The 22,224-nt window shown below is 60.5% G+C and carries 20 protein-coding genes; 7 read left to right on the forward strand and 13 right to left on the reverse strand.

All coding sequences use genetic code 11. The features are described from left to right. Positions 1 to 20 precede the first annotated feature (20 nt). Positions 21 to 1,379 carry a glutamine synthetase family protein gene (locus M5B99_RS24575; protein WP_103495212.1) on the reverse strand — a complete coding sequence of 453 codons (1,359 nt, stop codon included), beginning with the start codon at positions 1,377 to 1,379 and terminating at the stop codon, positions 21 to 23. Between the two features lie 174 nt (positions 1,380 to 1,553). Here M5B99_RS24575 and M5B99_RS24580 point away from each other — a divergent pair, with 174 nt between their 5' ends. Next, positions 1,554 to 2,462: a helix-turn-helix domain-containing protein gene (locus M5B99_RS24580; protein ID WP_248806490.1), complete on the forward strand. Its 909-nt coding sequence runs from the start codon at positions 1,554 to 1,556 to the stop codon at positions 2,460 to 2,462. A 9-nt stretch (positions 2,463 to 2,471) separates the two neighbouring features. On the opposite strand, the gene M5B99_RS24585 is transcribed toward M5B99_RS24580, so the two are convergent. Further along, complete coding sequence (locus tag M5B99_RS24585; RefSeq protein ID WP_248806491.1) at positions 2,472 to 2,870, reverse strand: hypothetical protein; 399 nt, start codon at positions 2,868 to 2,870, stop codon at positions 2,472 to 2,474. A 43-nt stretch (positions 2,871 to 2,913) separates the two neighbouring features. Further along, positions 2,914 to 4,089, reverse strand: a complete 1,176-nt coding sequence (ampC, locus tag M5B99_RS24590) for a class C beta-lactamase (RefSeq protein WP_248806492.1) — start codon at positions 4,087 to 4,089, stop codon at positions 2,914 to 2,916. 247 nt (positions 4,090 to 4,336) lie between these two features. Here ampC and M5B99_RS24595 point away from each other — a divergent pair, with 247 nt between their 5' ends. After that, positions 4,337 to 5,215 (forward strand): LysR family transcriptional regulator, encoded by an 879-nt coding sequence (locus tag M5B99_RS24595; protein WP_248806493.1) that lies wholly within the window; start codon positions 4,337 to 4,339, stop codon positions 5,213 to 5,215. 190 nt (positions 5,216 to 5,405) lie between these two features. Here the strand turns inward: M5B99_RS24595 and M5B99_RS24600 are convergent, their stop codons facing one another. Next, positions 5,406 to 6,218, reverse strand: a complete 813-nt coding sequence (locus tag M5B99_RS24600; RefSeq protein ID WP_248806494.1) for a glycosyltransferase — start codon at positions 6,216 to 6,218, stop codon at positions 5,406 to 5,408. Positions 6,219 to 6,449: 231 nt separating this feature from the next. Between M5B99_RS24600 and M5B99_RS24605 the strand changes: the two genes are divergently transcribed. The 3 genes from M5B99_RS24605 (at position 6,450) to ggt (ending at position 10,914) form a co-directional block, all read left to right on the forward strand. Beyond that, positions 6,450 to 7,490, forward strand: coding sequence for a hypothetical protein (locus M5B99_RS24605; protein ID WP_412548759.1), 1,041 nt, complete (start codon positions 6,450 to 6,452; stop codon positions 7,488 to 7,490). 88 nt (positions 7,491 to 7,578) lie between these two features. Continuing rightward, positions 7,579 to 8,934: an MATE family efflux transporter gene (locus tag M5B99_RS24610; protein ID WP_248806496.1), complete on the forward strand. Its 1,356-nt coding sequence runs from the start codon at positions 7,579 to 7,581 to the stop codon at positions 8,932 to 8,934. A 252-nt stretch (positions 8,935 to 9,186) separates the two neighbouring features. Beyond that, on the forward strand, positions 9,187 to 10,914 hold the full coding sequence (ggt, locus tag M5B99_RS24615; RefSeq protein ID WP_248806497.1) for a gamma-glutamyltransferase: 1,728 nt from the start codon (positions 9,187 to 9,189) through the stop codon (positions 10,912 to 10,914). Positions 10,915 to 11,011: 97 nt separating this feature from the next. On the opposite strand, the gene M5B99_RS24620 is transcribed toward ggt, so the two are convergent. The 6 genes from M5B99_RS24620 to M5B99_RS24645 form a co-directional block, all read right to left on the reverse strand. Beyond that, positions 11,012 to 11,536 (reverse strand): DUF2867 domain-containing protein, encoded by a 525-nt coding sequence (locus M5B99_RS24620; RefSeq protein ID WP_248806498.1) that lies wholly within the window; start codon positions 11,534 to 11,536, stop codon positions 11,012 to 11,014. Positions 11,537 to 11,587: 51 nt separating this feature from the next. Continuing rightward, complete coding sequence (locus tag M5B99_RS24625) at positions 11,588 to 13,129, reverse strand: ArnT family glycosyltransferase (protein WP_248806499.1); 1,542 nt, start codon at positions 13,127 to 13,129, stop codon at positions 11,588 to 11,590. Then, a complete protein-coding gene (arnT, locus tag M5B99_RS24630) occupies positions 13,126 to 14,817 on the reverse strand; it encodes a lipid IV(A) 4-amino-4-deoxy-L-arabinosyltransferase (RefSeq protein WP_248806500.1) in 1,692 nt (563 codons plus the stop codon). The genes M5B99_RS24625 and arnT overlap by 4 nt, the downstream gene beginning before the upstream one ends. Before the next feature lie 321 nt (positions 14,818 to 15,138). Beyond that, positions 15,139 to 15,579 (reverse strand): CBS domain-containing protein, encoded by a 441-nt coding sequence (locus M5B99_RS24635; protein WP_248798301.1) that lies wholly within the window; start codon positions 15,577 to 15,579, stop codon positions 15,139 to 15,141. Between the two features lie 183 nt (positions 15,580 to 15,762). Then, a complete protein-coding gene (locus M5B99_RS24640) occupies positions 15,763 to 16,518 on the reverse strand; it encodes a YkgJ family cysteine cluster protein (RefSeq protein ID WP_248806515.1) in 756 nt (251 codons plus the stop codon). Between the two features lie 137 nt (positions 16,519 to 16,655). Beyond that, positions 16,656 to 17,570: a helix-turn-helix transcriptional regulator gene (locus tag M5B99_RS24645; protein ID WP_248806501.1), complete on the reverse strand. Its 915-nt coding sequence runs from the start codon at positions 17,568 to 17,570 to the stop codon at positions 16,656 to 16,658. Between the two features lie 56 nt (positions 17,571 to 17,626). On the opposite strand from M5B99_RS24645, the gene M5B99_RS24650 reads away from it, so the two are divergent. Then, entirely contained in the window at positions 17,627 to 18,103 is a 477-nt protein-coding gene (locus M5B99_RS24650; RefSeq protein ID WP_248806502.1) for a hypothetical protein, read from the forward strand. Positions 18,104 to 18,552: 449 nt separating this feature from the next. Here M5B99_RS24650 and M5B99_RS24655 read toward each other — a convergent pair whose 3' ends face one another. Together M5B99_RS24655 and M5B99_RS24660 are read right to left on the reverse strand one after the other, a co-directional pair. Beyond that, complete coding sequence (locus M5B99_RS24655) at positions 18,553 to 19,242, reverse strand: fumarylacetoacetate hydrolase family protein (protein WP_248806503.1); 690 nt, start codon at positions 19,240 to 19,242, stop codon at positions 18,553 to 18,555. Between the two features lie 248 nt (positions 19,243 to 19,490). After that, on the reverse strand, positions 19,491 to 19,802 hold the full coding sequence (locus M5B99_RS24660) for a hypothetical protein (RefSeq protein WP_248806504.1): 312 nt from the start codon (positions 19,800 to 19,802) through the stop codon (positions 19,491 to 19,493). A 681-nt stretch (positions 19,803 to 20,483) separates the two neighbouring features. On the opposite strand from M5B99_RS24660, the gene hemB reads away from it, so the two are divergent. After that, on the forward strand, positions 20,484 to 21,458 hold the full coding sequence (gene hemB, locus M5B99_RS24665) for a porphobilinogen synthase (RefSeq protein WP_248806505.1): 975 nt from the start codon (positions 20,484 to 20,486) through the stop codon (positions 21,456 to 21,458). Positions 21,459 to 21,598: 140 nt separating this feature from the next. On the opposite strand, the gene M5B99_RS24670 is transcribed toward hemB, so the two are convergent. Next, complete coding sequence (locus M5B99_RS24670; RefSeq protein WP_177143648.1) at positions 21,599 to 22,018, reverse strand: phage infection protein; 420 nt, start codon at positions 22,016 to 22,018, stop codon at positions 21,599 to 21,601. Positions 22,019 to 22,224 lie beyond the last annotated feature (206 nt).

Here is a 22,224-nt window from a genome sequence, read left to right on the forward strand (position 1 = left end):
GTCTGGGTAAAGGTTCTGGATCAGACGCTCAGCAGCAGGAACTCGCGTTCCCAGGAACTGATCACACGCTTGAAGTTTTCGTGTTCGGCACGCTTCACCGCCACGTAGCCACGGACAAACTGGGTGCCCAGGTAGCGTTCGATGGTCGGGCAGTCTTCCATGTGCGCCAGCGCGTCCTCGATGGTGATCGGCAGGCGCAGGTTGCGGCGCTCATAGGCGCGGCCCTCGACCTTGGCGCTCGGTTCGATCTGCTCGACCATGCCCAGGTAGCCGCACAACAGGCTTGCGGCAATCGCCAGGTAAGGGTTGGCATCGGCGCCTGGCAGGCGGTTTTCCACGCGCATGGCGTCGGGGCTGGAGGTCGGCACCCGCAGGCCGACGGTGCGGTTTTCCTCGCCCCACTCGACATTGACCGGCGCCGAAGTGTCCGGCAGGAAGCGGCGGAACGAGTTGACGTTGGGGGCGAACATCGGCAGCAGCTTGGGGATGTACTTCTGCAGACCGCCGATATGGTGCAGGAACAGCTGGCTCATCTGTCCGTCGGCATCGACGAAGATCGGTTTGCCGGTGACGCTGTCGACCACGCTCTGGTGCAGGTGCATGGCGCTGCCGGGCTCGTCGGCGATCGGCTTGGCCATAAAGGTCGCGGTGACGTTGTGCTTGAGCGCGGCTTCGCGCAGGGTGCGCTTGAACACGGTGATCTGGTCGGCCAGGTCGAGGGCATCGCCGTGACGGAAGTTGATTTCCATCTGCGCCGGGCCGTCTTCGTGAATCAGCGTATCGAGGTCCAGGCCCTGGGCTTCGCACCAGTCGTAGACGTCTTCGAACAGCGGGTCGAATTCGTTGGCGGCATCGATGGAGAACGACTGCCGACCGCTTTCCGCGCGACCCGAACGCCCCAAAGGGGCCTTGAGCGGCAGGTCCGGGTCTTCACAGCGCTGGGTCAGGTAGAACTCCATCTCCGGGGCAACAATGGGTTGCCAGCCTTTGTCGGCATACAGCTTGAGGACCTTCTTCAGGACATTGCGCGGCGACAGCTCGATAGGGTTGCCCTGTTTGTCGAAGGTGTCGTGGATCACGATGGCGGTCGGCTCGATGGCCCATGGCACCACATACATGGCCGACGAATCCGGCCGGCAGATCATGTCGATATCGGCGGGGTCGAGCAGGTCGTAATAGACATCGTCGTCGACAAAGTCCCCTGTTACCGTTTGCAAAAGCACACTTTCCGGCAGGCGCATGCCTCGCTCATGCAGGAACTTGTTGGTGGGTGCGATCTTGCCGCGGGCGATACCGGTCAGGTCACTGACCACGCACTCTACTTCGGTAATCTTGTGTTCTTTCAGCCACGAAGACAGCTGATCGAAAGGGGCATTCATAAAGACCTCGTTGTTGGTTTTTTTCTGCGCCGGCTGATCTGTCTGCATCCCGGCCGAGCGGCGAGAGACTTCCCCTGCGGCGCATTGGCGACTATCTTGGGCGAGCGATGGGGGGCCCATCTATCCACTTTATGACGGCATAAGACGCACCAAATGAGTGCGAACGGTCATCCGATGACAGAGTCAAACGCCTTGCGGGTTCAAGCGTTCAATACCGCCGATGTGGCCGAGCAGATACGCGCCACACCGGGTTGGGTGCAGCATTACCAGCAGATGTCGCCGGGACATTTCGCCGGGCAGATTCGTTACCTGGACCTGCAAGGGGTGCAGATCTACGAGGAGTGCATGAACACCCGGGTCGAGCAGAATTTCAGTGCGCCGTCGGGGGCGCTGGCCTTCTGTTTCGATCGCAGTGACAACGCCTTGTATGTGCTCAACGGCGAGAGCCGCAATATCTGGATCACTCCCGAGAACTATCAGGAAGTGGCAGTGGTGTTCGGTGCGGAGTTCGTGCAGCAGCATGGCCTGGACGTGGCGCGACTGGAGGGGTTGTTCATGGCGCCGCTCAACTCGCAACAGAACGGCTTGTTCAGTCGCTGGCTGAGCGGGACCCTGACCCGCCTGGCGCAGACCTTCGATCCGCCGAGTCGGGAAAGCCTGACCCAGCAACTGCTGGACGACTGTCTCTACATTCTCGATAACGCTGTCTGCCTGGACCCAGGTTCCTTGCAGCGCCGCGCCGAGGAGCGTTCGATCATGAAGCGCATCGGCGAGTGGGCGGCCGATTCGCCTGATGAAACCCTCAACCTGCTGGAACTGTCCGGTTTCGCCGGGGTTTCATTGCGTCAGTTACAGCACACCTTCAAGGCCTACACAGGTATGACGCCGAGCCATTGGCTGCGTTTGCGCCGGCTCAACAGCGCCCGCCATGAACTGCTCGGGCGCAATGCCCTGGACAAGACGGTGGCCGAGGTGGCGATGAATTGGTCGTTCTGGCATCTGGGGCGATTTTCGAACAGCTATCGGGCGTTGTTCGGCGAGCTGCCCAGCGAGACCCTCAAACGTGGCCAGCGGCTGCGCTGAGACCGCGCCTCAGGTATCACGCAACAGGTCGTTGGCGTTGAGCAGGGCGTAGGCGATCTGCGGGTTTTTCTCCAGGCCACGGCGGATCGCCGCCGGAATCGACTGGCGGGTCTTGCGGCACAGGCCGGGGTGTTCGGCGATCTGGATGTCGATGCCGCGCATGGTCCGTACTTCATTGAAGCCCGGGGCGACGGACACACGCAGGCCCAGCTGTTGGTACATCCGCTGTTGCAGGTGTTCGAGGTCGGTCAGGCTCTTGAGGTTTTCCAGGCGTTCGAGCAGAACCTTTTCCTGCTGGCGGGTCAGAGCCAGGATGCGCAGGTCGGCGCCCTGTATCTGCAGCAGTTGTTCCCGCTCGCAAATGCAGGCGCCGGGTGGGCAGGGCTGACGGATCGGTAAGGCTGTCATGGACTCCGATCATAGCCAACCCGGCCGGCCTTTGCCTATCCGCTTACTTAACGGTCTCCAGCGCGTTGAGGATCTGGTAGGCGGCTTTTACCCTGACCGGGTTGGGATAGTTTTTGTTGGCCAGCATCACGATGCCGATTTTCTTTGCCGGCACGTAGACGACGTAGGCGCCGAAGCCTCGGGTCGCGCCAGTCTTGTTGAACAGCGCATTCTTTTGCGGCGGTTGCGCGGGGGGGAACGGCGTCGTGATCTTGTGGGCCTCATACGCCATTTTCGAGGAGTTGCCCGTCAGCAATTGCTCAAGTTTGACCGGGTAGGGGTAGAACTCCCATCCCAGTCCCTGGGTGGTTCCATCGACCTGGTAGTAACCGCTCTGCGTCAGGTCGACGGCTTTGTGCAGCGGGGCTTCGAGGGTTTCCGGCTGGAGGTTGGCCTCGACAAAACGCAGCAGGTCGGTCGCGGTGGTCTTGATGCCGTAGGCTTCGGCATCCAGTGCGCCCGGGCCGACCCGGACGGATTGGCCATCCTGGGTGTAACCCTCGGCGTAATGACCCATCTGTGCCGGCGGCACGTGGAGATAGGTGTGTTTCATGCCTAGCGCCGGCAGCAGGGTTTTTTCGATCAGTTCATCGTAGGGGGCGCCGAGGCTTTTCGCGGCCACATAACCGAAGAGCCCCAGGCTCGGGTTCGAATACTGCCGATAGGTGCCGGCCGGATAGGTCGGTTTCCATTGCTTGAAGTAGTCGAGCATCTTGTCCTGGGCGTCGAACGCGTCCGGGAACTGCAACGGCAGGCCACCGGCTGAGTAGGTGCCGAGTTGCAACACCGTGATGTTATCGAAGGCACTGCCTTGCAGTTCCGGCAGGTAGTGGCTGACGCGCTCCGACGGGACCAGTTTGCCCTGGGCCTGGGCATAGCCGGCGAGGGCGGCGGCGAAGGTCTTGCTGACTGAGCCGATCTCGAACAGGGTGTCATCGGTCACCACTTGCCGGTTGCTCTTCGAGGCCAACCCGTAGTTGAAGTGATACGGCTTTGCGTTCACCAGAACGGCCACCGCCATGCCGGGAATATTCTGCTCCTGCATGATCGGGCCGATGGCGGCGTCGACGATGGACTGGATGTTGTCCCGGGTCTGGTCCGCCGCGAAGCTGTTGCTTGCGCCGATCAGCAAGAGGGAGGTCACCAGGACTTCCAGTTTGGCAAGGTTCTTCTTGAACATGGTTCAACGGCTCCCATTATGTTTCATTATGTTAACCGCTCACCCTGGAGCGGTTTTTTGTGTCGAAAATACGTCGCTGCGATCATCCGGCTGCGCTGGTGGAGGGGGGCAACCGCTGATTTATGCGGCTCTCCGTGGTTTTTTTACAGCCCATACAAGGGCCGGGACGCCGAATGTAGTCAGTGCGCGGGAAATCGACAAACAATGAAATTTCGGATTAGCTATTAGAAAATTTTGGGGCTTGATTATGGTTCGACCGCACTTGCCGTTGAACGCGCTACGCGCCTTCGAGGCGTCCGCGCGGCACTTGAGTTTCACCCGGGCGGCAATTGAACTGTGCGTGACCCAGGCCGCGGTGAGTCATCAGGTCAAGGGCCTTGAGCGGCAGTTGAAGGTGACACTGTTCAAACGCATTGCCCGCGGACTGATGCTGACGGCCGAAGGCGAAAGCCTGTTGCCGGTGCTCAACGAGTCCTTCGACCGGATTGCCCAGACTCTGGGGCGGTTTGAGGGCGGGCACTATCGGGAGGTGCTCTCGGTGGGGGCGGTGGGGACTTTTGCGCTGGGCTGGTTGTTGCCGCGATTGGCGGATTTTCGTGCCCGGCATCCGTTTGTCGACTTGCGCCTGTCAACCCACAATAACCGTGTCGACGTGGCGGCCGAGGGCCTTGATTTCGCCATTCGTTTCGGTGCCGGTGCCTGGCACGGGGTCGAGGCCATGCATCTGCTGGAAACGCCCCTTTCAGTGCTGTGTACCGCGCAGATCGCACGACAACTCAAAAGTCCGGTCGATGTGCTGAAGCAGACGCTGTTGCGCTCTTATCGAACGGACGAGTGGCCGCGGTGGTTTCAGGCGGCTGGCTTGCCGGAGGAGGGACGGGTACCGGAGAGCATCGTCTTCGATTCCTCGCTGGCGATGATGGAGGCGGCGCTTCAGGGGGCGGGTGTGGCGCTGGTACCGGTGATGATGTTCTCCCGGCAATTGGAGGCGGAGCTGGTTCTACAACCCTTCGATATCGCGATTGCCACGGGCAGCTACTGGCTGACCCGTTTGCAGTCGCGTCCTGAAACCTCGGCGATGGCGGCGTTCAGGAGCTGGCTGGGCGATGCGGTGGCTACGCTTTGAGCCGCACTCAGGAGTGAAGCAGGGCAATGGCGAAGGATACGACGACGGCGCAGGCAATGGCAAAGTTGAGATTCATGGGGGCAGGGTCCGGGACTGTAGGGGCGGGCCTATCCTGGACGGATTGCAAAAAAATGAAAAATTCTGTTTTACGATTTGAATGATCAATCGAAATGATGATTCAAACGCCAGGTTATAGATGCGGCGAAGCGGGTATCGCCAGCACGGGCTCCCGGCTCAGTCGGTTGTACATTTTGACCCGACGGTGGTTCTTGGCAAAGCCGCCGGTGGCCGCCACCGTCCCGCTCTGGATATGGTCCAGATAGCGAAACAACAGGCGTGGCGCAATGCACTCGACCCGATAGCCCAGTTCGGTCATGCGGTCTTGCAGTTCATAGCCGGGATTGCCACCGTTCATATGGAAGTGCAGCCCGTGGTGCTTGATCAGGCGTGCATTCCACAACGTGCAAAAACTCTTCAGGTGCTTTTCCCGGAACCGGCTCGGCGCCCTGGCATTCAGACCCAGGGCGCGCAGGCCGCGTCGGGCGTAATGTTTGGCAAAGCGTGAGGTCAGGCGCCAGGCCGAGCGGACCAGGCCCCGATTCAACTGCTCCAGGCAGCCGACGGCGACGACCTCCTCCGGGGTCGAGCACTGCCGGATCATCAGGCTGAACACGCCCGCGTCATGGATAAAGGTGTCGCTGTGCAGCAGAAACAGGTATTCGGTTTCGACTACTGCCAGGGCCAGGTCCAAGGCCCGGCCATGGGCCGCGCTCCCGCATTCAGGTGCGTGGCTTTTGCGTTCGATCAGGTTGATCCAGTCCAGGCCGCGCAAGTAGTCGGTGCTCGCATCGTTCGAATCGTTATCCACCACGAACACCGGGACATCGGTTCCGTGCAAGGCGGTTTTCAGCAACTCCAGACAGGTCCGAGTCAACTCATGGGTCTTATAGTTGACTAGCACAATGCTGTAATTCGCTTGCAGGGGACGCGTGCGCACCATCATGGAAAGCCTCGCTTATGGGCTGATATGAGTGCCTGGGCGTTCAGGCGTGGGCGCATTCTGCAAGGAGCCAGGTTTCAGGCATTTCTCCGTTGGGTAACTTTTTTGACACCTTTTCGTACCGTTGATTGCCCGGTGAAAGTTACAGGCGCCCGGCCCCGGCAGGTTCGCAACCTATACTCAAGACAGGTGATGCCGGCGGCACGACCGTGCTTGAGCCGGTTTTAGGGAGTTGTGACCTTGAGCCTGCGTGTGCTGATTCTTGCCTTGATGGTGCTGCTGGCCGCGTGTGTCGGCCAGCAGCGCGCCCCTGGGGCGACGGTGGCGACGCCGGTTTCGCCGAAGGTCTGGCAGCAGGTCGATGTCGATCTGATCCAGGCCTCCGAGCAAGCCACCGTGCAGGCTGACGACTGGGCACGTAGCACCATGGAATATTGGCGTACGCGGATCTATCAGCAGACTGACGAAAAATTCATTCCCTGGTTCGACGGTTACTGGACCCAGGAGTGGTTGTCGATCAAGGTCGGTTGGTACCGGCTCAATGACCAGGGCGAGCAGGACCCGTCGGCCAAGCGCCTGGCGAGTTACCTGCAGGAGCAATATCGCGCGCGGGTGTTGGCCCCGGTGGCGTTGGAGATCGATCCCGATTCGATCATGGATCAGGCGGCGCAGTTTTATCTTGAACAGATGGGCAAGCAACTGACGGTGATCGCCCAGCGTTATGGCGTACCGGCTGACCAGCTCGACCAGCATATCAATCAGATTCCGGCGATTTCCCTGGCTCCGCCCGCCGACCACAGCGTGTCGCTGTATCAAGCGTTGCATGCCGCGCCGTTGGCCAAACTGCCGGCTTATATCGCCTTGAACGCGCGTCTGCACCTGGCTGGAGGCACCAATGACGGAACATCAAGTGCGGGGATCAATTCGGTCGCGCGGCAGACCAGCGAAAAGCTCCAGTCCGAGTTCACCAGTCGCGGGGTGGCCGGTGCGGTCGCGACAGCGGTCGGGCGGGTCGCCGGAGCGATGATTTCCCTGGGAGTGGCGGGTTTTCGCGCGGTCGTCCACGAGCATGAACAGCCCGATACCCGAGTGCGGATTCGCAAGAGCCTGGGGGATGCCTTCGACAAGGCGTGGCTCAAGCTGGTGTCGGATCCCAGTGGCGGGGTGACGGCCACGACCCACTACCTGTCGGCCCAGATCGAGGGGTATCTGGCGACAGCCGTGGAGCAGCGGGTGCTGGTCGAGCCGCAAGGGAATCTGACACCCCGTCCTTGATCTGGCGCACGAATGCTCAACACAGGGGCCTCTATAGGGTAGAGTCGGCCAGCATCGCAGATGCCATCATTCGGAACTCTATCCCTTCATGCAAAAAAATGCTCAGCGCCCGCTTTGGCAGATCTATCTGGTTTTTCTGGCGCCCATGGTGCTTTCCAACTTCCTCCAGTCGCTCTCCGGCACGCTCAACAGCATCTATATCGGCCAGATGCTCGGTACCCAGGCATTGGCCTCGGTGTCGGGGATGTTTCCCATCGTCTTCTTCTTTATCGCCCTGATCATCGGGCTGGGCGCGGGCGCCTCGGTATTGATCGGGCAAGCCTGGGGGGCTCGCGAGCCGGACCTGGTCAGGGCGGTCGCTGGCACGACCTTGGCCCTGGGCGTCTTGATCGGCCTGGTTGCCGCGGTGCTGGGCAGCGTGTTTGCGCGTTCGGCGCTGATCGGCCTGGGTACACCCGCCGATGTGCTCGACGAAGCGGTCGGTTATGCCCAGGTGATGATGCTGATCATGCCGCTGTTGCTGGTTTTCGTGCTCTTCACCCAGTTGTTGCGCGGCATCAGCGATACCTTGTCGCCATTGCTGGCCTTGGCGGTCTCCACCACCACCGGTTTACTCCTGACCCCGGCGTTGATTCGTGGCTGGTTCGGCCTGCCACAGATGGGTATCCAGAGCGCGGCCGTGGCGGGGCTGGTCGGCACAGGGTTGGCGATGCTGTTCCTGGCCTTGCGCCTGCGCCATAAAGCCAGTGTCATGGCCCCGGATCAGGCATTGCTGATGGCGATGCGTCTGGATTGGAGCATCTTGAGCAAAGTCTTGAAAATCGGCCTGCCCACGGGGTTGCAGATGGTGGTGTTGTCGTTGTCCGAGCTGGTGATCCTGTCCCTGGTCAACCATCACGGTTCCCAGGCGACAGCGGCGTATGGCGCGGTGACCCAGATCGTCAACTATGTGCAGTTCCCGGCGCTGTCGATTGCCATTACGGCCTCGATTCTCGGTGCCCAGGCCATTGGTGCCGGGCGTCTGGAACGCATGGGACCGATCCTGCGCACGGGCCTGATGATCAACGTCTGCCTGACCGGTGCGCTGATCATCCTGGGGTATGGTTTGTCCCATTGGTTGCTGGGCCTGTTCATCACCGACCCGCTCACCCGCGCCGAAGCCGAGCATCTGTTGCATATCATGCTCTGGAGTATCCTGGTCTTCGGTTTCCAGGCGGTGATCGGCGGCATCATGCGCGCCAGCGGCACGGTACTGGCGCCGATGATCATCTCGATTTTCTGCATCGTCGGGGTGGAGTTGCCGATGGCCTATCTACTCGATGGGCGTTACGGGCTGGAAGGGGTGTGGATGGCCTTTCCGGTGGCATACCTGTGCATGCTGGTTTTGCAGACCGCGTATTACCGAGGCGTGTGGCAGCACAAGCAGATCGAACGGTTGATTTGACAGCGCCCCACTCGGCGCCAGACGGTGACTGCCGAAGGTCGGTTGTTCGATGACGAGACCCGGCTGGCACTTGAACAGGTCGATGCCGCCTTTGCCTAACTTGAGTCTTCCGTGGACAAACTGGCGGTGCGTGGCACCGGCAAAAAGTTGCGTATTGGTACTAGGTAAATATCGCGAGAGCGCCTACCTTGGTAAAGGCCTGCGCAGACAGGAGTCTGCGTTCCCCGCAAATAAGAACAAGAGAGTCGGCTTATGAAGTTTGAACCCCTTGCGCGTTCGCTCTTGGCGACGGCGTTGATCCTGGCTGTTTCCCCTGCCCATGCTGCTTCCCAGGCCCCGGTCGCGGGCGAAAATGGCATGGTCGTCACGGCGCAGCACCTGGCCACCCATGTCGGTGTCGATGTGCTCAAGTCCGGCGGCAACGCGGTCGATGCGGCGGTCGCCGTCGCTTATGCGCTGGCGGTGGTCTACCCGGCTGCCGGCAACCTCGGCGGCGGCGGTTTCATGACCGTGCAGCTGGCTGACGGTCGCAAGACCTTCCTCGATTTCCGCGAAAAAGCCCCCCTGGCCGCCACGGCCAACATGTACCTGGACAAGGACGGCAACGTCGTCCCCAACCTGAGTTCGAAAGGACATCTGGCGGTCGGCGTACCCGGGACCGTCTCGGGCATGGAGCTGGCGCTGGAAAAATACGGCACGAAAAAGCGCGCGCAGGTCATGGCCCCAGCCATCAAGCTGGCCGACGAAGGTTTTGTCCTGGAGCAGGGCGATGTCGACCTGCTGCACACCGCCACCGACGAGTTCAAGAAAGACATCCACGATTCGGGCTCGATCTTCCTGAACAAGGGCGAGCCGATGCAGGTCGGTCAGAAACTGGTGCAGAAAGACCTGGCCAGGACCCTCAAGGAAATCTCCGCCAAGGGCACCGACGGCTTCTACAAAGGCTGGGTCGGCAAGGCCATCGTCGATTCGAGCAAGGCCGGCAAGGGCATCATCACCCAGGCCGACCTCGACAAATACAAGACCCGCGAACTGGCGCCCGTCGAGTGCGACTACCGTGGTTACCACGTCGTTTCGGCACCGCCACCGAGCTCGGGTGGCGTGGTGATCTGCGAGATCATGAACATCCTTGAAGGCTATCCGATGGCCGACCTGGGTTATCACTCGGCCCAGGGCCTGCACTATCAGATCGAAGCCATGCGTCACGCCTATGTCGACCGCAACAGCTACCTGGGTGACCCCGATTTCGTCAAGAACCCGGTGGCGCACCTGCTGGACAAGGGCTATGCCGAGAAGCTGCGGGCGGCTATCGATCCACAGAAAGCCGGGGTCTCCCAGGACATCAAGCCCGGGGTAGCGCCCCATGAAGGCAATAACACCACCCATTACTCCATTGTCGACAAATGGGGCAATGCGGTGTCGGTGACCTACACCCTCAACGACTGGTTCGGTGCCGGGGTCATGGCGAGCAAGACCGGGGTCATTCTCAACGATGAGATGGACGACTTCACCTCCAAGATCGGCGTGCCGAACATGTACGGCCTGATCCAGGGCGAGGCCAATGCGATCGCTCCGGGCAAGACGCCACTGTCGTCGATGAGCCCGACCATCGTCACCAAGGATGGCAAGGCGGTCATGGTGGTGGGGACGCCTGGCGGCAGCCGGATTATCACCGCGACCTTGCTGACCATGCTCAACGTCATCGACTACGGGATGAATATCCAGGAAGCGGTGGATGCGCCGCGTTTCCACCAGCAGTGGATGCCGGAGACCACCAACCTGGAGAACTTCGCGGTCAGCCCGGATACCCGCAAGATCCTCGAGAGCTGGGGGCAGAAGTTTGCCGGTCCCCAGGACGCCAACCACCTGGCGGCGATCCTGGTCGGCGCGCCGTCCCTCGGCGGCAAGCCGGTGGGCAACAACCGCTTCTACGGTGCGAACGATCCGCGGCGTAATACCGGCTTGTCGCTGGGATATTGAGGCTCACGCCTGACGTTGTGGGGGCCGGCTTGCCGGCGATGGCGATGTTACATTCAGCGCCGCCATCGCCGCCATCCGGAGCCTCCTGGCGACTCGTTCAGAGTCGGGCGATGTTTCCCAGGGTGATCGGCACGATCATCCGGTGAAAGGGCCCCACGGGAAGCATATAGAGCCTGCCCAGCAGATTGTGCGTGCGCACCACCGTCGACAGGACGATCGTACGTGTACCTTCCGGTGTTATCGCCGAGCGGTTGAGCGTCAGGTAGACGTCCAGGTGCTTGTCTTTGTCGGCGAGCACCACTTCGTCGGGTCGATTGGCGATCAGGGTGAAGATGCCCACCCGATCATTCTCGCCATAGGACCCATCGTCCCTGGAGAGGTCAACCCGGGTCAGGTGCCCAAGGTCCTTGAGCCCGAACAACTGGACCAGGCGATTGCGCAGCAGCATCAGGTTATCGATCCAGGCCGGTGTCATCGACATCAGGTTCAAGGCATGCCGCAGGGCGGTGTGCTCGGTGTGATCGACGTCCACGCATTGGCTATCGACGAAGCTCGCCCCCGGCAGGTACTGGTGGATCGCCGAGTCGGCGGGAAGAGGGCATGTCCGTATGCGCGGTTTCATCGCGGCTCCTTGAAAGAGAAAAGGGCACCTTTCGGTGCCCTTGTTCATTGGCTAAAGACCTTTGGCCTTGGGGATATAGGCCACGCTGCCACTCTCTTTCTTCTTGGCCAGCCGCGCACCATTGGTGAGTTCGGTGGTGACCACCTCATGATCGGCCGAGAGGTAGCCCAGCGGCACCTCGTCGTGCTTGCTGTAGCTGGTGACGATCAGGGTGCGTGACGGATCCCAGTGCTGGCCACTGGTTTTCTCCAGCCAGGCCATCAACGCAGCGCTGTCGCCGGTACGCGGATAGTCCTGGGAGTCCTTGACATAGTAGAACGGCGTGCCCTGGTTGTTCATGTACATCGGCAGCTTGTTGTCCACCTCGATCATGACGATTTTCCATTCATCCCAAGGCATTTGCTGGCTGGCCTTGGCGCGCACGTCGTCGGCGAACTTGATCACACCACCGCCGCTGTTGGTCCACGGGTAGAGCACGCCGATCACCAGCAGCAGGAGCAGCGCCGCCGCCGCGAAGCCTTTCGACCAACCGGGGCCCGCGACCTTGCCGGCCGCACGTTTCTCTTCCAGGCGTCGGGTTACCCACCAGGCCGCCAGCAATTGGGCGAACGGCACCAGAGGCAGCACGTAGTAGCTACGGCGACTGCCGCTGAGGGTGAAGAACAGGAACAGCAGCCCCAATCCCCAGACCAGCCAGCGGGTGTTGGGCTCGATCTTCTTCCATTGGCGGATGGCGACCCACAGGCCGAGGATCCAGAACGGGGCCCAGGGCAGGGTGTAGGCCGGCAGGTAGATCAGGTAGGTGTAGATCGGTCCCATGTGGTCAAAGGGGTTGAAGAAACGGACCACGTTTTCCTTGAACACCAGCGCCAGGCCGCTTTCGCCGTATGTTGGCGAGCCATAGAAATGCGACAGCACGAAAGGAATGGAGTACAGCGCGCCGGCAATCACCAGGGCGATGAACAGCCGTGGGTTGAGGTGACGTTTCCAGCGCCCGTCAGCCAGCACATGGGGCAGCAGGATCAGGCCTGGCAGGATGAAGCCGATCAGCCCCTTGAGCAGCGAGGTCAGGGACAGGATCAGGAAGAACACCGTGTAGCGACCCAGCCGGGTATCGTCCGGCCCGCGCCAGTACCACCAGATGGCCGCGACCACACCGAACACCGTGAGGATGTCGGCGGTTGCTACCCGTGCCCAGAACACGAAATAGAAAGTAGTGGCCAACATCCAGCCGGCGATCAGGCCTGTACCCTTGCGCCACAGGCGTTCGCCGATCAGGTAGACCAGCCAGACCGTCAGCCAGGCGGCGATCACCGACGACAGGCGCAGTGACCAGTGGCCCAGGCCACCCATCAGGCCAGCGCTGGCGGTGATCAACCAATAGGACGGCAGCGGCTTGTCGTAATAGGGCGAGCCTTTGAGGTAGGGGTCGAAGTAGTTGCCCGATTGCAACATCTGCAGGGCGATGTTGGCCCAGCGTGTTTCCGCGCCCCACAACTCTCGTTGGCCCAGGCCCACCAGCAGAAGGATGGCCGATACGATAAGCAGGAGCGTCAGTGCGCCCTTGTCTGTTTTCCAGAAACTCTGATTCATGGTTGGGTCTGCGGGAAGATCATGATGATGGTATTACCCTTTTGATAACGCTTGCCGTCCAGTGGGAGCTGCCCGACTTCGCGGAAATCCTCTACGCTCTTGAGGCGCATGACTACACCGACCGATCCCTGTTTACGGGCCTCGGTCATCCATTGTTCGATGCTGGCGGAGTTGACCTGCCGCTCGGCGGCATCAGGATAGTCGAGACCGTACTTCAATTCACCCGCTGTGTTGAACAAATCCACCCGCGGACGTTGCAGGCGCCAGGCCAGCGCGGACGCCGCCCCCAGCTCGTTGCTCAACAGGCGGTTGGTCTGGCGTAATTCATTGACATGTTCTGCAATGAATTGATCCGGCATCCGGTTGTTGACGATGCTGGCCGGCATGCCCGCCGGCAGCAGCGCCACCAGCAGGCCGATCCCCAGCGCCGGCATGGCCCAGAGGGTCAGCGGGCGTAGCACCTGCAGGGCGTTGGCGATGATCCAGCCCATCAGCATGATGAACACCAGCGAAAGGTTGAAGACTTCCGCATGGCTGTTTTCGTAGATCGAACGGCTGGTTTGCAGGTAGATCAGGGCCGCCATGGCCACTACGCCAAGGACCAGGTTGAGCCAGCCGTTGATCCGCAGCATCCGTCCATCGGCACGGGCCACCCGATCGATCAGTGCATTGCCCATCATCAGTGCCAGGGGCAACAGGCACGGCATGATATAGGTCGGCAGTTTGCCTCGGCTCAGGCTGAAAAAGGCCAGGGGCAGCAGGAACCACAGCCACAGGAAACCCGTGCCGGGCTGGCGTTTGTCCTGCCAGGCCTGCTTGAACGTCGGCAGCAGCAGCACCGACCACGGCAGGCAGGACACCACCAGCAGCGGCAGGTAGAACCACCAAGGCCGGGCGTGTTGGGCGTTGTCGCCGGCAAAACGCTGGATATGCTCGTGCCAGAAGAAGAAATTCCAGTAGTCGGGCTCCTGGGCGTTGACCGCCAGTACCCAGGGCAGCGCGATGATCACCGCCACGACCACGGCCAGCGGGCCATAACGCAACAGTTCACCGAGGCGGCGTTGCCAGATCATGTAGGGCAGGGCGATCAGTACCGGCAGCAGCAGGGCGAGGAAGCCCTTGGTCAGGAAGCCCATGCCGCAGGCCAGGCCGAGTCCGGCCCAGGCGTACAGGCGATGGCGCCGCTCAGTGCTGTCGACCGCGAACCAGAAGGCGAAAAGGCTCAGGTTCGACCACAGGGTGAATTGCGGGTCGAGGTTGGCGTAGCTGGCTTGCCCGGCGATCAGGCCGAAGCTCATGAACAGCAGGGCCGAGGCGAAGCTCTTGCGTGGGTCGTTCCACAGGCGCCGCGCGATCAGGTACGTCAGCAGCACGCTGAGGCCGGTGGCCACGGCCGAAGCCACACGCACCCCGAAAAAGTTCTCGCCAAATATTGCCTGGCCGATGGCGATCATCCAGTAACCGGCAATGGGTTTTTCGAAGTAGCGCAGGCCCATGAAGTGCGGGGAGGTCCAGTTGCCGCTCAACAACATCTCCTGGCCGATCTGGGCATAGCGCGGTTCGTCGGGAATCCACAAGCCGTGGCCCGTCATGGGCAGCAGGTAGAAGACCGCGAAGGCCAGCAGCAGTACCGGTATGGACCAGCGCCTGAGCGTCGCTGCGGAAAGTGGAAACACGTGAGGGTTCATGGGTCGACCTTAGCGGTAAGCGCCGCAGCTAGGGTTTGAGCGGGGCAGGCACAATGCATGGACTTGATGGCCCGATCCAGAGTTTCGATGTTTAAAACTGTAAAGGATAGACAAGGCCCTGTGAGGGCAAGGGGCGGAGTGTAGAGAGGTGCAGGTGGGAGTGAAGTGAAAGTGTTGTGAAAAAATTGGAAATAGCGCCAGGAGCCCCGTTTTACCTGGGTTTTATAAACATTTTGACATACTTTATCGGGCGGTTGGTGGCGGGACAGGAGCGAGTCGGCTCGCTCCTGTCGTGAATCTGTCCATGGTCGGGGACTGGCCTTATTCACCGCGAATGTACTGTTCCAGTTGCCGGATCAGGTCAGCCTGTTCGGCAATGGCCTCTTTCACCAGGTCACCGATGGATAGCAGGCCGATCAGTTGTCCGTCCTCGACCACTGGAAGATGGCGCAGATGCTTGTCGGTCATGATGCTCATGCAGGTTTCCACGTTCTGGCGCGAGTCCACGCTGATCACCGGGGCGTTCATGATCTCGTGGACCTTGGTGGTGACCGAGCTGAGTCCGTGCAGGATCACTTTGCGGGCATAGTCGCGTTCACTGATGATGCCCACGACCTGGCCGTTTTCGAGTACCGGAAGGGCGCCGACATTTTTCGAAGCCATCAATATCAGGGCTTCGAACACCGTATGGTTGTGGGCGATGGTATGCACGCCCTGATGCTGGCTACCCTTGAGTTTCAACAGCTCTGCGACGGTTTTCATGGACGGCTCTCTCTTGCTGTTCTTAGTGTTCTTGTTTGGGGGGGCCACACTCCATCGTGGCACTCTTACAGAATCGTAGACGGATACTGTGAGGACGATGCGGAAAGCGGCCTGTAGATGCTGAAAAAACGTCATAGCCCGATCTTTTGCCGTAGATGGCCGCCGTTCGCTGAGTCAAGCGCCTCAATCTGACGATCGCAAGGGGATAAAACGGTAGTGTCCTGCACCCGTTTGAGTGACTGCTGCTCCGTGGGCGAGCAATGCCTGGGCGCTGTCTTCGTCTGCCAACTGAAAAGCCCAGGGTTGTTCAGCTGAGCGGGCTGCTCGACCCTCGCGGACCTCTGCGATGCTTGCCATGAACCTGTGCATGTCGGGTAGGTAAGTGGCAAAGCCGTTGCCCTTGAGGGCCGTCGTGCTGATACCGAGGCGGGCACAGATGGCTGCTTTGGCCTCGATGTCTTCACGGTCGGCCTGGCGCGAGCGCTCGATCAGCCCGGCCAACTCCCGGTCAACCAGCTGTCCTCCGACGATCAGGGCGGGGCCTTGTTCCCAGGATTCGGGCGGGCAGTCCTTGCGGTCCGCTCGCAACGGGATATGTGGATTGATTTCCGCGGGATAGATACGGCACACCAACGGGCGCCGTTCATAGATGCCGCAGCGGTTGTCGGCATTGAGATTACGGCATGGCCCGTTGTTGTAGGCGGCGAAAGTGATGGCCAGCCAGGCCCGGGTGGTCCCGCTGGAGACCCGGATCGAACGGCGACGGGCATGTTCGAATTGCTCAGCGGCTACCCCGTGGCCGTTTTCCAGGAACGCTTCCACCAGGACGATCAGCGTACCGCCGTCCGCGGCCCATTGGCGGGACTCCTCGAGCGTCAGCGGAACGTAATGGTCATTGCAGCATTTACCGCAGCCAACGCAGGAAAATCGTGTGTTGATCAACTCGCCACCTCACCCAGCTCTTTTTGAATCGGCGTGCGAACGCCGACCCCCGTGGTTGCACGGAGTTTGATCTGTGGAGCGGGCGAGTAGCTTTTTTGTTACAGCGTTGGCGAAATAAACTCAGTGGCGGGGATTCAGTTGCTTCCATGCTCTTGCCGCCGGCGCCGAAACTGCCCCGGCGGTAGCCCTTGGGTCGCCTTGAACCGGCGTGAAAAGTAAGCCTCGTCGGCAAAACCACACAATTGCGCAATCTGGCTCACCGGTTTTTCGCTGTTGAGCAGGTGCGTGCGCGCCAGGCGCATGCGGCGTTCCAGTACCAGCTCCGAGAAGGTGCTGCCGGTTTCCTTGCGCAGCAAGTGGGTCAGGTAGTTGGGTGACAGAAAGGCTGCTTCGGCGGTGTCCTTGAGGTTCAGTGCCGGGTCGGCGATATGCTCGCGCAGATAGCTCGAGACCCGCGCCAGCGCATCTCGTCGACCACGGTGTGCGGCTTTGTTCGCCGACAAGGCCTGCAATTCGCTCGCATACAGGCTGCAAACCTTGCCGGTCAGTTGCAGCAAGCAGCCCTTGAGCGCCTGTCGGGTCCCGAGGTCGCGGCCCTGATCCAGCTCGCGCATCTTTTCCAGCAAGCCCAGGACCTCGGCGAAGTCGTGGTCGGCGAGGATGAAATCCAGGTGCTCCTGATACTGGAACGGTGACAGTTCCGGCAGGTCATGGATGGAGAGGTCCTCCAGGTCCAGTGGGTCGCACTGCAAGTGCGGCAGGAAAAACGCCTGGGAAAAGTTGATCAGGACAAAGTTGCCGTCTTCCGGGTGCGGGATCAGGTGCAGGCGATGGGGCAGGATAAACGCCAGGGCCTGGTGCGGATAAGGTCGGATGGCGCCGCCGATGTGCTGCACGGTGTCGCCGCCCAGGTTGATCTGGATCTGGAAGTAGTCATGCCGATGCGGGGTGACGATAGCCGGGCGGGCCTGCTTGTCACGGATATAGAAGTCCGGGCGGTCGCTGCGTTGCTGCATGCCATAGGTGCGCACACGGGAGGAACTCGACATCGACACTGTCCTTGAGCTGAACCGGATACCGGCATTCTAAGGGGCGGGAGAGGTCTTTGCGACGGCGTGCTCCCTTCAAGGTGCTCGGCCGGATTGCCAAGCTCAACGAAACGGTCCACCGTGCAATGTTGAAGCATTTCCCCCAGTCGCAAATACAGGCCGATGCCGATCAATTGTTCGAGGTGTCGGGTCATGCCAGTGGCGAGCGTATCGGGCTTTTGAATCCGATTTTAGAAACCAAAGGCTACCTCTCAAGGGAAACCATGCAGAAATTTTTTACCTGGGTCATAACTTTTTTCTCCGGTATTCGTTCGATTGTCCTCATCGTATTCGGGATGGTCTTCCTCGTTTGCGCTGGCATGGCGCTTTACGATGCCGCCACGCTTTGGCAAGCGCGTGACTGGCCATCGGTCGTGGCTCGAGTTGATCAATGCTCGATGAATATGCGCTACAGCAAACAGGACTCGTGGTGGGACGTCTCGGCCACGTTCAGCTACGGGGACGACTTCGCTCGTCACCACCAGGAAACCTAGACACCTCCAGATACGCCGAGATATAGCCGTCACCCCGATCCCGTTATCAGCGCGAGTGAGCAGACCGCGCTCACGAAACGATTCTGCGACAAGGCGGCAACCGAGGGGCTAAGGGTGTCGCCAGACCATCCATGGATGGCTTGGAGAAGCGAAGCTGTCGCGATGGGCGAGTGGAAGACGAATGTTGTGATGATCTCGGTGTGTGGTCTAGGGGCAGTGATTCTTATTGCCCTGGGTGTGTCACTATGGCCGGGAAGGGCGGCTGCGGTGAAGTCGGTCACTCGAAAAAAACGACCTCAGGCGGCGAGGAAGAAGGCGTAAAAGCCGACGGACTCGAAGGTCACATACTTAAGAAATGTGCCGTCGAAGGTCGTGCGTTGGATGTGGGCATGATCTTCGACAGCGCGGGAAGCCCCCGCAATACCTGGCATCCTGGCCACCGATCAGCGTTAGCCAATCGTCAACTCGAACGTCGCAATCCCCTCGATCCCCGCGCTGACCCGATCCCCCGTCACCAGAGCGCCGACGCCTGCCGGTGTGCCAGTGAAAATCAGGTCGCCGGCCTTGAGTTCAACCGAGCGCGACACATGGCTGATCACATCCGGTACCGACCAGATCTGGTCCGCCAGGTCGCCGCGCTGGCGTTCGACATCGTTGACCTTCAACCAGATCGCCCCGCTTTGCGGATGCCCCACTGCGCTGGCCCGACGCAAGGCCGTGCAAGGTGCCGACTCGTCGAAACCCTTGGCCCAATCCCACGGCCGTCCGAGCTTTTTGGCCTGGGCCTGGATATCCCTGCGGGTCAGGTCGAGACCGACACCGTAGCCCCAGACATGGGCGAGGGCGTTGGCTGGGTCGATATCAGTACCGCCTTCACCAATAGCCACCACCAGTTCGATTTCGTGGTGCAGGTCCTCGGTCAGTGGCGGATAGGCGATCACGCCGCTGGCCGGCACCACCGCATCAGCGGGCTTCGTGAAAAAGAACGGTGGTTCGCGGTCCGGGTCGTGACCCATTTCCCGGGCATGTTCGGAGTAGTTGCGGCCGACGCAGAACACCCGGCGAATCGGAAAGCGCGCCGACTCGCCTTCAACGGCCAGGGATGGAATAGCGTGGGGGGCGAATACATATTCGCTCATGGTATTTCTCCTCGTAGGGATTGGGCCGTGGGCTGTGGCCATGGCTCAAGTGTGGAGGAGTAGGGCGAGCGGAAATTGGACAAATCCAGCATGCTTCTGGATTCTGCACGGCAGTGACATCCAGGCGCGTGCCTTTAATGTGGGAGCGGTGCTTGCCCGCGAAGAAGGAACTGCGGTTTTTCAGATAGACCGCATCATCGTTCTTCGCGGGCAAGCACCGCTCCCACAGGCTCAGTTACAGCGAGTCGTCAAGCACTTTTCGGCAGGGCCTGGCGGGAGGCCCATTCCGACTTCAGGGTTTGCAGCACACGGGCCATGAAGTCCTTGTCCGCGGCGGCTTTCTTGCCGACGTAACCCTGGCCCCGACGGTACATCTTGATGCAGGCGAACAGCGCGGGCTGGGCCTGGCTGAAGGCGCGCTCATCGGTGTAGGGCGAGCGGCCGTCAAGTTTCACGTCCCCGGTTTCGCTGATCCAGAGAATATGGTCGTCAAGGCTGTCCTTGCGCGCTGCGAACAGTCGAGCCAGTTGATCGATAGTTGGTTGATTGTTCAGATTCATGTTAAAGCCCCTTTGACCACTCGTTAATCTGTCTGGTTTACGCGTGTATCGATGCCAAGACGGCGAATCGCTGTGGTGCCGCACGCGGACAATGCTGTCCGTCGAGTGTGGCGCCGGCCCTGGGCGTGATTCGTGTAGCGAGAGTGAAAGCCTGCTACACACAACGTTTCAACGAGAAGAAACAACAGCGCGATCCTTGAACGGCGCTGACGACAGTAACGAAGTCAGCCACAAGCATTTTGAGGACGTTAGGCCAGTGCTTCTCGCCCGTTGGGACGATCACGACAGGTCAGCTTCATCAATCTGCCTTGTGGGCAGTACAGATCCGGAACAGCTCGACGGCTTGTCGAGCCTGTTGTAACAACAGCTTTTGCGGTGCTCCCGATCGGGGAGGCAGGTCCATCATGCAAGCGCCGAAAGCAGGCGTCAACTATTTTGTAGTGAATATTTTTAAGCACTACATATTGCTAAATCGTGATTTCTTACAACATTGCGAAAGGGCCATGCGGACGAAACGTGACCATCAAGTCTCGGTTTCAACGGCTCGACGGTCGCCGCCCGCGAATTCAAGGGGGTTGCACTGTTGCAGCCTGCGTAACAGACCTTTCTGGATCTGCCGATGTAAACCGGCGCAATACTGGCTTAAGCTCGGTAGCTTCTGAATCCGCCTCGGGAAACACGATGTCACAGCTATTTCCGACGACGCGCCTGCGTCGCCTGCGCCGAAATGAAAGCCTGCGCGGCCTGTTCCAGGAAACCGAGTTCAGCCTCAACGACCTGGTATTGCCGATCTTCGTCGAGGAAGGCATCGACGATTTCGTGCCCATTACCAGCATGCCCGGGGTGATGCGGATCCCGGAAAAGAAACTGGCCAGCGAGATCGAGCGTTACGCCCGCGCCGGTATCAAGTCGGTGATGACCTTCGGCGTTTCCCATCATCTGGACGCGACGGGCAGCGACACTTGGAACGAAGAGGGCCTGGTGGCGCGCATGGTGCGGATCTGCAAGGACACCGCGCCGCAAATGGTGGTGATGTCCGACACCTGTTTCTGCGAATATACCTCCCATGGTCACTGCGGCGTGCTGCATGGCGAGGCGGTCGACAACGATGCCACCCTGAAAAACCTCGGCCGCCAGGCGGTGGTCGCCGCACAGGCGGGGGCGGACTTCATCTCGCCGTCGGCGGCCATGGATGGGCAGGTCCAGGCCATTCGGAGTGCCCTGGACGCGGCCGGCTTTCTCGACACCTCGATTATGGCCTACTCGACCAAGTTCGCCTCGGCGCTCTACGGCCCGTTTCGCGAGGCCGGCGGCACGGCGCTCAAGGGCGATCGCAAGGCTTATCAGATGAACCCGATGAACCGGCGCGAAGCGGTGCGTGAGTCGCTGCTGGACGAACAGGAAGGGGCCGATGCGCTGATGGTCAAGCCGGCCGGCGCTTACCTCGACATCATTCGCGATATCCGCGAAGCCTCGCGCCTGCCGCTGGCGGCGTATCAGGTCAGCGGCGAGTACGCGATGATCAAGTTCGGTGCCCAGGCCGGAGCCATCGACGAGCCTCGTATCGTTCGCGAGAGCCTGGGGGCGATCAAGCGTGCCGGGGCGGACATCATCCTGAGCTACTTCGCGATGGACATTGCCCGCGACGGAATCTGAGTCGCGGATCGAAATCCGCTGTCGTCTGGTTCATCCAGGTGCGTGGCGCGGGCGTTGATTGTCTTGCGTTTCAGTACAGCGCTCAAAGAAAAGCCCGGCTGGTAGGCCGGGCTCTTGGCTGGATACTGCGGTATAGCGACTCATGCACGGTTCTGGATCAGACGATCGGAACCACCTTCGGCAACGCGACGGTCGATCAGACGATCAGAGCCACCTTCGGCAACACGGCGGTCGATCAGACGATCAGAGCCACCTTCGGCAACACGGCGGTCGATCAGGCGATCGGAACCACCTTCGGCTACACGGCGGTCGATCAGGCGATCGGAACCACCTTCGGCTACACGGCGGTCGATCAGACGATCGGAACCACCTTCGGCAACGCGACGGTCGATCAGACGATCGGAACCACCTTCGGCAACGCGACGGTCGATCAGACGATCAGAGCCGCCTTCAGCCACCGCTTGTTGAGTGTGGGCGACCACGGGTTGAGCCGAGGAGGCGGCGAAAGCGTTGACTGCTAGTACCGAGAAAGCGAGGCCGAGAAAGAGTTGGCGTTTCATGGTGGTGTGCTCCGGGTGTTATGTGTTGGGTATGGAGCGAAGGTTACGCGCCTGGATTTTTAAGAGAACTTCATTGGGTCGATGGTGACCATCGACGGCAATGATGGAGCTGTCTGGCAGGTGTAGGGGCTGAAAAGGATAAGACTGTGCGGGTTCAAGAGCAGGGTTGTGTGATGAAATCCCAGGGCTGATCACCAACCATTTTT

This window comes from Pseudomonas sp. MWU13-2100, from assembly GCF_023242365.1.
Taxonomy (GTDB): Bacteria; Pseudomonadota; Gammaproteobacteria; order Pseudomonadales; family Pseudomonadaceae; genus Aquipseudomonas.